This window comes from Flavobacterium sp. PS2, from assembly GCF_046250155.1.
Taxonomy (GTDB): domain Bacteria; phylum Bacteroidota; class Bacteroidia; order Flavobacteriales; family Flavobacteriaceae; genus Flavobacterium.
The window spans coordinates 4,407,359-4,419,732 of sequence record NZ_CP176426.1 but is presented as its reverse complement, the minus strand read 5'-3'; the positions used below and the strand labels follow the sequence as shown (position 1 = coordinate 4,419,732).

Here is a 12,374-nt window from a genome sequence, read left to right as displayed (position 1 = left end):
ATCCGTAATATTTGAGTAATTTTGATACAAATTTGACAAAATGAATACGAGTCTTACTATTTTGATAGTCGATGATCACCCTATGACAGTTGATAGCTATATAAACCTGTTATCCGGTAATGATTTTCAAAAAAATGAACCCACTTTTATAAAGAGTTATAATTGTGAAGAAGCTTACAACAAAATAATTTTTCAACTAAAACAAAACGTAAATATTGATTTTGCTTTATTAGATATTAGTCTTCCTCCTTATAAAGAATTTAATATTGATAGTGGTATTGATTTGGCAATACTCATTAGAGAAAAATTTCCAAATTGTAAAATAGTTCTTCTTACAATGCATAGCGAACCCTTAACTGTAGATAAAATTATTAAGGGAATAAAACCAGAAGGATTCATATCAAAAAGCGACATTGATTTTGAATCATTCCCAAGTATTTGTAAAAAAATCATTGAGGGAGAAATATTCCTAAGTAATAGTATAATAAAGTCTCAAAGAAAATTATTCAAAAAAAATATAAATTGGGATAATCATGACAATCAAATTTTAATCTTAATTTCTCAAGGGGTCAAAACCGTTAATCTTCCAGATTATATTCCCCTTTCTATGAGTGCTATCGAAAAAAGAAAAGCAAACATAAAAGACCAACTTTTAAAAGGAAAAGGAAGTGATAAAGATCTAATCGAGAAAGCTAAAAAATTAGGATTATTATAACTTAAAAAAAATGGAGTTGCTCACTAATTTGCTACAAAAAGCTAAGCCTAGCTATCATTACGATTTATTATCAATAAATTTTGATAGAAACTTATGCATACAAAACTCTTCCGTTGATTTCATCTTACATTTATTAACACATCAATTATCAATGCTTAATTTAGAAATATTCAAAGCTATAGAATAAAAAAAATCGGAACACGATTACTCCTGCTCCGATTTAATTCACTTAATTTTTGAAACTTCTGAAAAAACTTCAATCATTATCGAATGAGATTTCTATGCTATGGTATATTTTTTTTCTGTTACAGTATTGGTAGTTTCACTTGTTACACTATCTACAAATCGCCATTCAGCTTCAGAAACAGATGACGTAAATTTAAGATATGTGTATCCACGTTTATACAAATTTGCATATTCTAAATCATCTATCAGCACTGTAAATGCCTGTGCTAATTCTATCGCCTTTTTAGGGTCGGATGTAATTCCAAGATAAGCTTCCAATCCTGGCGATGAAACAGAACTGCACGCTATTTCAGTTCCTATAAATTTCCCTTGCATATCGGTAAGTTTACCCATCCAGGCATTATGAGTATCTCCGGCTAAAACCACAACATTTTTTCCAGAAAGCATGCCATAGAGCTGTTCTCTTTCTGCAAAATAACCATCCCAGGCATCCAAATTATATGGCAAAGTTGTCGTAACTCTCGCAATTTCCTGAGCAGTTAAAGAAGGATCACTTTGTTTATATCTCATTTTAATAACAACAAGTTCAGAGATTGCACTAATAAGAGCCTGCATGGTCGCTGGCTGTGCACTTCCGAAATGATCCACTTCTGCTAAAACTTGATTCAAAAGCATCAGCAGCTCTGCAGGAATCATCATTTTTGTCATTAAGATCTGTTGTCCCAATACTTTCCACTTAGCAGTATCTACATTGATCTGTGATCCCAGCCAAGTCATTTGTTCACTTCCAATTAATCTTCTGCTGGTACTTAACAGATCTGTTTTAAATTTTGTCTGATCAAAATTTCCGCCATTATCAATATAATCTGAATAACTCATCTGCTTATCTCTCGCAATAACTCTAGTATCCATCATATAAAGAGAAAGGATATTACCGAAATTAAAACTTCTGTAAATTCTAAAATCTTTTCCTGTTTTAAGCGGAATATATTCACTGTAGGCTTGAAAAGCTGCCATTTTTCTCATCTGAAAATCTCCTTCGGCAGGCTGATGATTTTCTGCGCCGGTTTTATAGGTATCGTTAGCAAACTCATGGTCATCCCAGACACATATAAAAGGTTTTTTCTGATGAAGTAGCTGAAGATTTTTATCCCCTCTATATTGTCTGTAACGCTCTCTGTAATCACTGAGACCTATAATCTCCCTAGCAGGTTTATGTTCTCTACCCAGTGGGTTGGTAAAAGGATTTGTACCATACTGTCCTGGCGCATATTCGTAAATATAATCTCCAAGATGTACCACTACATCAGCATCTGAAGAAGCAATCGCTCCATATACATTAAAAAGTCCAGCTGGAAAATTAGAACAGGAAACAACAGCCATTTTTACATCATTTACAAGATCTGTTTTAGATGGCAGCGTACGCGTTTCTCCGATAACAGTTACCTGTTTGGTTTTGGCATTATAAAATCTATAATAATATTTTGTATTGGAAGAAATATTCTGAACATCTACCGCTATTGTAAAATCATTTATAGAAGATGCTCCGGCCTGCCCTTTTCTTGTTATTTCAGAAAATGCAACATCCTTGCTTAGCTCCCAGGTAATTTCAGCGTCTGAACCTGCTGAATATCTTGTCCAGATAATCACTCCTGTTTCAGTCGGGTCAAAACTGGCTACTCCTGTCTCAAACCCTTCATTTTTCATTCCGTCTGGCGCACCGCTGTTATCGGTTTTATCATCGTCACTACAGCTTTCAATAAGTGGAGCGATAAAAACTCCTCCGGCGGCCAATAAAGAATTTCTAAGAAACCTTCTTCTGCTTAAATCATTGTTGTTTTCCATAAAAAATTTTTATATCAAAAAAACAATGTAATATTAAAACACAGGTTATGGCACTTTTAAAATTACCTTACATTACTATTAACAATCCATTTACTATAATAAATTATTGATCTGTTTAAGAACTTTAAACTGGGACATGGACCATTTTTACCCTATTAAAGTCTCCTCTTTTTTCTTGTATAAAAATTCCGCCATTTAAAACAATATAGAAAAGCCTTTAGTATATTTTGTAAACAAATCGATTGCAATCAGGATGATAATTAAGAAAATAAGAATTAGTATATAGGTAATTATTTGAGCTTTTTTATTGAATTCAAAAGTGGCGGGATTTATAAAATAATCAGCATAGACGGCCTGAGAAATTTTTATATGTGGGGAAAATAAAGTAACGCCCTGCAGAAAATGTCCAATTAGATGATATTTATTTTTCGGGATATAGGTCATTCCATTCTCAGGTTTAGAAAAATCAATGGGAATCTGTTTGCCTTCTTTAAAACCGAAAATATATCCCGGAGAATATTTTGTTCCAATTTTTCTATCGATATCACTCACATAAGCTTCTCTGCTCCTTTCAAGCTCCTTGTATAAAATACTCTGGATAATGCCATTGTATTGGTGATGATGTATACCATATTGATCTACAGAAATGAGGATGATTTTTTTAAGTTTTTGATGCTTGTAATTCTTGCAAAAAGCCCAAATACCCCAAAGAAGTATGGAGAAGTATATTAGATCGAAGATCATCTCGCCGATAGATAAGCGGCTATTATGTTCCAGCTGAATGCTCAAAGGAAGTCCTATAAATAAACAAAGCATTGCGATACACAAAAGTCCGAACAGTATATACACAAAAATAGTAGCAGTTAAATTACGTTCAGAAGTTACTTCAGGAAAATTTTCTTTGTTATAAATCATTAACTACTTATTATTTAAAAACATCATTCAAATCAGGCATCGCTCTTTTCCTAAGTTTGTTTTACTACATCAAACCAGTAAAATCCGATATGCTCTTTGTGTCCCAAGCGAATTCTATATTGTTGCAGTTAAAAAGACAAAACCTCTTTAGGTAAGTTAACTATGAGTTTCTATGTTAACATATACCTTTTCTTGAGCTCAGGGGTTTGTTCTAAAACATTTCCGGGATCAAAAATCTAAAAGCGTAAATTCTAATTCTGTTGAGTTGCCATACAAATCTACTAAATTTGGAACTTCATAGATCAAATTATTTTTATCAAAGCAATAATTAAACACTTAGCTATTTAGTACTCTTTTCTATTTATCAAGAAATTATTTAATTTTGATTATAAATAAAAAACGAATTACAACATTCATTTTAAAAAAGTTAAACTACAAATTCAACTGAAAAATGTTGATGGAATTATCATATTAACTTTTATGGCAGAATCGCAACACCTAAAATACACATAGAACATCACCTAAGCAACAATAAATACATTAGAGGCCCAAGGAAGTCTTTCATATAATTCTACCTTTATTACTATCGAATTTAATATTTTAATTTACCGTATACAAATACCAAATAACGCAAATTTAAAATAGTGAGCAACATTTTAAAATCTTGCACTATTCATATTGTAAAGCAATTAGAATAGTGACATTCAATAAAAAAATAGGCTGCTTCACAAATTATGAAACAGCCTCCTAATATTTTGTAAAGAGAACTCTAATTCAATTTCTAATATAAATAATTCAGAGCTGTAACATCATTAGAATTAAAAGCTCCTGTCTCACTTGAACTAAAACATGCTCTCATATAAGAAGTTGCATCATATCCTGAAGGTGTTCCTGGGATTAAAATTGCTCCCACACCAGCAGTACCTTCGTTTGAATTTTGTCCACAACTTTGACGGCTGAACCAATCTGTATGACGTAAACCAATACAATGGCCGATTTCATGTGCAGCTACGTGTGCATTTACACCTGTTGAATACGTGTCTAACCCAGAATATAATGTAACTGAATTATAAGGATTTCCACCTGAAGGGAAACCTGCTACTCCACCTGCAGATCCGGTTTGTCTTCTTACAACAATGTTTGCACCTGAAGTACTTGAACTAAAAGTTAGAGTAAATTTAATAGTCAGTCCTAAATTATTATATCTGTTTACTGCTGCTTGCAATCCTGCACGCATATTTGTACTTAAAGCTGTTGTACCAGTCCCTGATAATCCAACAATTTTGATAGTTTTTGGAGTAGATACTAAATTAGTAGTACGGTATTGTTCTGTGGTAATACCTCCATGAAGATCCATTTTGTTTAATTGATCTTCCGACATTACAATACATCCTTCTATAAGAAACGCATCCTCAGTGGTACCATCTAACTTAGTGTTTTTAATCACTTGAACATCTGTGGAATTTAATGAAAGGGATCTAATTTTATTTAACACCTCTGGCGTTACTTTAAGAGATCCTTGATTTGATTGATCTGTCTCGTCTTCTTTGTTGCAAGATAACAGCGTTAACGCTATAAATGACAAGGCTAAAATTGATTTAATTTTTTTCATAATAGGTTTTTTGGGGTTGTTAATAATAAATTGGTAAATAGGGGCTTTACAAAATATTAGTAATATTTATAATCAAATTTATATAATTTTTAATCTTAAAATACTGATAAAACAATTATTTAACAAATTTAACATTTTTTGTTAAATTATTTTAAGTAGATTGTTTAGTAATAATTATCTGATTATTAATAGAAGCCCTGTAAAATCAATAATTAAATACAAATCAAGTGGTTACACACAATAATACTATTCAGATATCTTATTTTGATTAACATGTGTAAAAAAAATACTGTACAATTTTACATAACATTTAGACGAATAGAGTTATAAAAAGAGAATATTACTTATATAGATTTTGAAGTTACAGAATGAAATAAAAACTAATATTTTTTTTTCAAATAATTTAATAACTTTGATTTACCTACAACGGATAAACATTTCAGATAGAAATCATTAAGTACAAATTTCATCTTTGATTTATCTAAATTCATTAATAAAAATGTTTAAAATTGCCCCAACATCTACTGTAAATGAAGACACAAATTACTTTTCTCTTTTTTATGATAACGACAATCAGTCTCTCTCAAAGCTCTGAAAAATGGAAACAATACATAGAAAAAGAAAACGAAACAAAATTTGAGAAATACTATTTTACATCTTTAGAAAATGCACATCACAATAAATACAAAGTTGTAAAAAAATTGGATAGTACTTTTTGTATAGTAGAAAATTTAAAATCTAATCAACCTTTAAAGAAAACACGCTCAGTAAATAGCTTATGGAAATTACCATCCAATTTTTCAAATCACACCGAAGACAAGCAATATATAATAGCAACTGATAGTATCAAATCATTAATTACAGATTTAAAAACAATCAACATTTCTGAGATCGAAATACTAAATAACCATCTTATAATCATAAAAAGTGATTCAAAAAAAATTATTGACCACATTATAACTTTGAGCAGTGTATCTTCTATTTCGCAAGAGTCCCTTCAACCAAAAGTTGAATCTAAAATAATCGATCAAAATTTTAGTATCAATTCTATAAATAAAGCCAATACTAATTTCCCTCTTATAACAGGCGAAAACCAAATTGTAGGTATCAAAGATGATTTATTTGATGTAAATGATATTGATTTACTAAACAAACACATTCCTTCTCAAACAGAATCTGCTATTGTATCGAGCCATGCAACAGCTATGGCAACTATAGTTTCTGGATTAGGAAATAGTTCTGCACTAGGAAAAGGAGTTGCTCAAAAGGCCAAAATACAATCGTCTGACTTTTTGAATATCTATCCTGATGAAATAGCATCTTTTCAAGATGTTACTATTCAAAATCATTCCTACGGTACCAATATTGAGAATTTTTATGGTTCTCTGGCCAATGCTTATGATTCTCAATTATTCTTAAATCCTAATTTGACTCATTGTTTTTCTTCTGGCAATAGCGGACTTCAAGGTTATAAATCTATTACTGGTAATTTCAAGCAATCCAAAAACAGTATCGCAGTAGGGTGTATTGATCAAAACGAAGTAATTATGCCGTTTTCTTCAAAAGGACCAGCTTATGACGGTCGAATAAAACCTGAGTTAGTAGCCTACAGCACGCAAGGAACTTCAAATTCTACAGCAATAGCTACAGGGATTATTGCATTAATGAAACAACATTATAAAACTATAAATAATATCTCTTTATCTAATTCCCTAACAAAAGCAATTTTAATTAATAGTGCAAAAGATTTAGGGAACATAGGTCCAGATTTTACCTATGGTTATGGTAATATCAATGCTGATAAAAGTTTAAGAACAATCAGTGAAAATAGAATTATATCAGGTAATTTGACATCCGGACAAACAAATTTACATACCGTTACCCTCCCTCCAAATACAAAAAACTTAAAAATCACATTAGTTTGGAACGATTTGCCGACTGCAATCAACAGTAATATAAGTTTGGTAAACGATTTAGATATGGAGGTCAAGTCGGCCGACAACACCACTTTTTTGCCATGGATTCTTAATCCTGACACCCCACAGCAGCAAGCTGTAAGAGGAAAAGATAAAATTAATACTATAGAGCAAGTTACTATTGAAAATCCCGCATCTGGATCTTATACTATCAATATTATTGGCTCATACATATCGAACACATCCCAGGAATACAGCATCGCATACGAATATGAATTGGAAAATCGATTTGAATGGAATTACCCAGTTAATAATGATAATTTCCCTTATGATGGCAAAACTATTTCCCCTTTCAAATGGAATTCTTCATTTTCTAATATCCCTGGACAATTATCTATTAGTTATAATAATGGGCAGACTTGGGAAATTCTCGCAAATGATATAAATCTAAATACGGAACAATTTACCTATACCCCTGCAGAACAAAAATTTTCAAAAGCAAAATTGAAAATGACCATTGATAATACCGATTATATCTCTGATAGCTTTACAATATCTTATGATTTAAATATCAGTACCAGCTTAGTTTGTGATGGCACAACAGAAATTAATTGGGACAAACCTGCCGATGTTTCTTCATTTAATATTTATCAATTGACAGGAGATTATTTGGAATTTAAAGAACAAACAACAAACACGACTTACACCTATACAGATGAAAAAACTCATACTGTTATTCCTGTATTTGACAATATCGAAGGAATAAAAAGTGAGTCAACATTACAGTATGTACAAAACTCAAATTGCTATTTCGAATTAGCTTTAGCAGAAGTTTATGAAGAGAATAAAATAAAAATTAATGCCAGTCTTTTCAGCTTGTACAACATCAAAAGAATTGAGATAATAAAAATAATTAATAATTCAGAAGGTGTTATTAACACAATAGATAATATCACTTCAAAAACATTCTCTTTTTTAGATCCGGCTCCCTTAAAAGGAAGTAATAAATATAAAATAAATATAATTTTAAAAAACAATAATATAGTAAGCTCCCTAATTCTTGATACTAATTATCTAGGCAATGATTTATTTTTTGTACACCCTAGCCATTTAAGCAAAAATGAAGAATTAAATATTGAAGCCAAAAAAGAAGAAAATGCTATTTTTTATTTATATAATATTAGTGGACAAAACACTATTACTTCCCCGTTACTTTCTAAAACCAATAACATTAATCTAAAAAATATTGCCACAGGAATTTATATCTATAAAATCATTACAAGCTTAGGCGAAATTCAAACAGGAAAAATTGCAGTTTTTTAAGATATTATTTTTTTTGGAAGAGATATTTTTAATATATAAAATCACATGGCATCTTTATACAAAATCGTTGCGCAATTCTTTGCCGCAACATAAGTTTCAAAAGACTCAAAAGGGATATCTTTTATTCCAGCAATAAGAAAATTATCTCAGGACCTCATTAAATAGCTTTAAGAGCCTAAAAAACAAAAAGGATAAGAAAACCACTTACAAATCACTAGAACTAAAAGAAATTATCTCATTTAAGAAAGCTTTAATATACTTTCAGATGTAATTACACAAATACTGAAGAATATTTGCTTATATCGATGCATATTAACTAAAAAGGACAAACAAAAAAGATTCTTTGATTCAAATTGCTCAATTATGTCTAAAGAACATAAAATAGATTCATAATCTAGATATAATTTACGTTCGTTTTTTGTATAATGCTTCCGATTTTAACCGCAGAGTAATGAAATAGAAAAAACACAAAGCTTCGCAAAGCTATTGATTAAACTTTGCGAACCTTTGTGTAATCCTTTGCGCTCTTTGCGGTATTTTTTTACCTAATCACTCTCAGCTCAACAAATCCCAAAAAGTAAAGCCCAAAAAAAATCCTCATCAATTACTTGATGAGGATTTAAAAGAAAGGCGACGACATACTCTCCCACATAACTGCAGTACCATCTGCGCAGGCGGGCTTAACTACTCTGTTCGGGATGGGAAGAGGTGAGCCCCGCCGCAATAACCACCTTAAGGTCGTTGTTACTTGAGGTAACTTTTAATTATTAATTATCAATTATAAATTGTTAATTATCAATTAAACAATATCTTAACACACTGAGATAAAGAAAAAAGTATTTTTTAGAAAGTTTCTCCCAGCCCCTTTGTTCCCCCTTCGGGGGTTAGGGGGCTGGAAAAGCGTACATAAGCTTACGGATTATTAGTACTACTCGACTATGACATTACTGCCTTTACATCTATAGCCTATCAACGTGGTCATCTCCCACGATCCTTAAAAGAAATCTCATCTTGTGGTGGGTTTCGCGCTTATATGCTTTCAGCGCTTATCCCTTCCAAACGTAGCTACTCTGCGGTGCTCCTGGCGGAACAACAGATACACTAGAGGTTTGTCCAATTCGGTCCTCTCGTACTAGAATCAGATCCACTCAAATTTCTTGCGCCCACAGTAGATAGAGACCGAACTGTCTCACGACGTTCTGAACCCAGCTCGCGTGCCACTTTAATGGGCGAACAGCCCAACCCTTGGGACCTTCTCCAGCCCCAGGATGTGACGAGCCGACATCGAGGTGCCAAACCCCCCCGTCGATATGAGCTCTTGGGGGAGATCAGCCTGTTATCCCCGGCGTACCTTTTATCCTTTGAGCGATGGCCCTTCCATGCGGAACCACCGGATCACTATGCTCTACTTTCGTACCTGATCGACCTGTATGTCTCTCAGTCAAGCTCCCTTATGCCATTGCACTCTACGCACGGTTACCAAGCGTACTGAGGGAACCTTTAGAAGCCTCCGTTACTCTTTTGGAGGCGACCACCCCAGTCAAACTACCCACCAAGCAATGTCCCCCGCAAGCGCGGGGTTAGGCCTCAGATAAACAAAGGGTTGTATTTCAACAATGACTCCACAACGCCTAGCGACGCCACTTCACAGTCTCCAACCTATCCTACACATCATTTATCCAAGGTCAATACTAAGCTATAGTAAAGGTGCACAGGGTCTTTTCGTCCCACTGCGGGTAAGCGGCATCTTCACCGCTACTACAATTTCACCGAGCTCATGGCTGAGACAGTGTCCAGATCGTTACACCATTCGTGCAGGTCGGAACTTACCCGACAAGGAATTTCGCTACCTTAGGACCGTTATAGTTACGGCCGCCGTTTACTGGGGCTTCAATTCAATGCTTCTCCGAAGATAACATCTCCTCTTAACCTTCCAGCACCGGGCAGGTGTCAGGCCCTATACTTCATCTTACGATTTTGCAGAGCCCTGTGTTTTTGATAAACAGTCGCCTGGACCTCTTCACTGCGGCCAGCATTGCTGCTGGCGACCTTTCTCCCGAAGTTACAGGTCTATTTTGCCTAATTCCTTAGCCATGAATCTCTCGAGCACCTTAGGATTCTCTCCTCGACTACCTGTGTCGGTTTGCGGTACGGGTACTTATTACCTGAAGTTTAGAGGTTTTTCTTGGAAGCCCTTAGGCGCACTATCTCTTTGACCGAAGTCTCCGAGTACTATCGTATTTCCCCAAGCCGCGTGGATTTGCCTGCGCAGCTTATAGGTAGGTACTTCAACGAACTATTCCGTCAGTTCGCGGCGCTTTCATCACTCCGTCACCCCATCACAGTAATAAGTAGTACGGGAATATTAACCCGTGGTCCATCGACTGTCCCTTTCGGGTTCGCCTTAGGTCCCGACTAACCCACAGCTGATTAGCATAGCTGTGGAAACCTTAGTCTTTCGGTGTGCGGGTTTCTCGCCCGCATTATCGTTACTTATGCCTACATTTTCTTTTCTAACCAGTCCAGCATGCCTTACGACACACCTTCAACCCTGTTAGAATGCTCCCCTACCACTTTGACCTAAGTCAAAATCCATAGCTTCGGTAATATGTTTATGCCCGATTATTATCCATGCTCGTCCGCTCGACTAGTGAGCTGTTACGCACTCTTTAAATGAATGGCTGCTTCCAAGCCAACATCCTAGCTGTCTGGGCAGACAAACCTCGTTCTTTCAACTTAACATATATTTGGGGACCTTAGCTGATGGTCTGGGTTCTTTCCCTCTCGGACTTGGACCTTAGCACCCAAGCCCTCACTGTTGTGAAACATTATATAGCATTCGGAGTTTGTCAGGAATTGGTAGGCGGTGAAGCCCCCGCATCCAATCAGTAGCTCTACCTCTATATAACTTTATGCACAACGCTGCACCTAAATGCATTTCGGGGAGTACGAGCTATTTCCGAGTTTGATTGGCCTTTCACCCCTACCCACAGGTCATCCGAAGACTTTTCAACGTCAACCGGTTCGGTCCTCCACTGTGTGTTACCACAGCTTCAACCTGCCCATGGGTAGATCACACGGTTTCGCGTCTAACACTACTGACTAAAGCGCCCTATTCAGACTCGCTTTCGCTACGGATCCGTGGCTTAACCACTTATCCTTGCCAGCAACGTTAACTCGTAGGCTCATTATGCAAAAGGCACGCCGTCACCCCACGAAAGGGCTCCGACCGCTTGTAAGCGTATGGTTTCAGGATCTATTTCACTCCGTTATTCACGGTTCTTTTCACCTTTCCCTCACGGTACTGGTTCACTATCGGTCTCTCAGGAGTATTTAGCCTTAGCGGATGGTCCCGCCAAATTCAGACAGGGTTTCACGTGCCCCGCCCTACTCAGGATACCACTATCCTTTACACTCATTACCTATACGGGACTATCACCCTCTATGGTTCTACTTTCCAGTAGATTCTAATTCTTTGTGCAAGAAATGTCGTGGTCCTACAACCCCAACATTGCCGTAACAACATTGGTTTGGGCTAATCCGCGTTCGCTCGCCACTACTTACGGAATCACTTTTGTTTTCTTCTCCTCCGCCTACTTAGATGTTTCAGTTCAGCGGGTTTGCCCACCTATCGGTGTACTATGTCTTCAACATAGTGGGTTGCCCCATTCAGGTATTTACGGATCAATTCGTGTGTGCCGATCCCCGTAACTTTTCGCAGCTTATCACGCCTTTCATCGCCTCTGAGAGCCAAGGCATCCCCCATACGCCCTTATTTTGCTTATTGTACCAGTCTTGACAAGTCAAGACCGTTTTCTTTATCGTCTGTATTACTACTTTCAATAAAAAATGCTTTCTACTT

5 protein-coding genes and 2 rRNA genes are annotated in these 12,374 nt (G+C 35.3%); 2 read left to right on the top strand and 5 right to left on the bottom strand.

Annotation, left to right across the window (positions count from 1 at the left end; translation table 11 throughout):
• Positions 1 to 40: 40 nt before the first annotated feature.
• Positions 41 to 715 (top strand): response regulator, encoded by a 675-nt coding sequence (locus ACJ6WR_RS19440; protein WP_039115234.1) that lies wholly within the window; start codon positions 41 to 43, stop codon positions 713 to 715.
• A gap of 279 nt (positions 716 to 994) precedes the next feature.
• Here the strand turns inward: ACJ6WR_RS19440 and ACJ6WR_RS19435 are convergent, their stop codons facing one another.
• The 3 genes from ACJ6WR_RS19435 to ACJ6WR_RS19425 form a co-directional block, all read right to left on the bottom strand.
• Positions 995 to 2,746: an alkaline phosphatase D family protein gene (locus ACJ6WR_RS19435; RefSeq protein ID WP_409416180.1), complete on the bottom strand. Its 1,752-nt coding sequence runs from the start codon at positions 2,744 to 2,746 to the stop codon at positions 995 to 997.
• 195 nt (positions 2,747 to 2,941) lie between these two features.
• Entirely contained in the window at positions 2,942 to 3,661 is a 720-nt protein-coding gene (locus ACJ6WR_RS19430) for a hypothetical protein (RefSeq protein ID WP_409416179.1), read from the bottom strand.
• A 781-nt stretch (positions 3,662 to 4,442) separates the two neighbouring features.
• A complete protein-coding gene (locus ACJ6WR_RS19425) occupies positions 4,443 to 5,273 on the bottom strand; it encodes a M57 family metalloprotease (RefSeq protein WP_039115240.1) in 831 nt (276 codons plus the stop codon).
• A gap of 530 nt (positions 5,274 to 5,803) precedes the next feature.
• Between ACJ6WR_RS19425 and ACJ6WR_RS19420 the strand changes: the two genes are divergently transcribed.
• A complete protein-coding gene (locus ACJ6WR_RS19420; protein ID WP_409416178.1) occupies positions 5,804 to 8,512 on the top strand; it encodes a S8 family serine peptidase in 2,709 nt (902 codons plus the stop codon).
• Positions 8,513 to 9,137: 625 nt separating this feature from the next.
• Here ACJ6WR_RS19420 and rrf read toward each other — a convergent pair.
• Together rrf and ACJ6WR_RS19410 are read right to left on the bottom strand one after the other, a co-directional pair.
• Positions 9,138 to 9,247 (bottom strand): 5S ribosomal RNA (gene rrf, locus ACJ6WR_RS19415).
• 167 nt (positions 9,248 to 9,414) lie between these two features.
• A 23S ribosomal RNA gene (locus tag ACJ6WR_RS19410) occupies positions 9,415 to 12,299 on the bottom strand.
• Between the last annotated feature and the right edge of the window lie 75 nt (positions 12,300 to 12,374).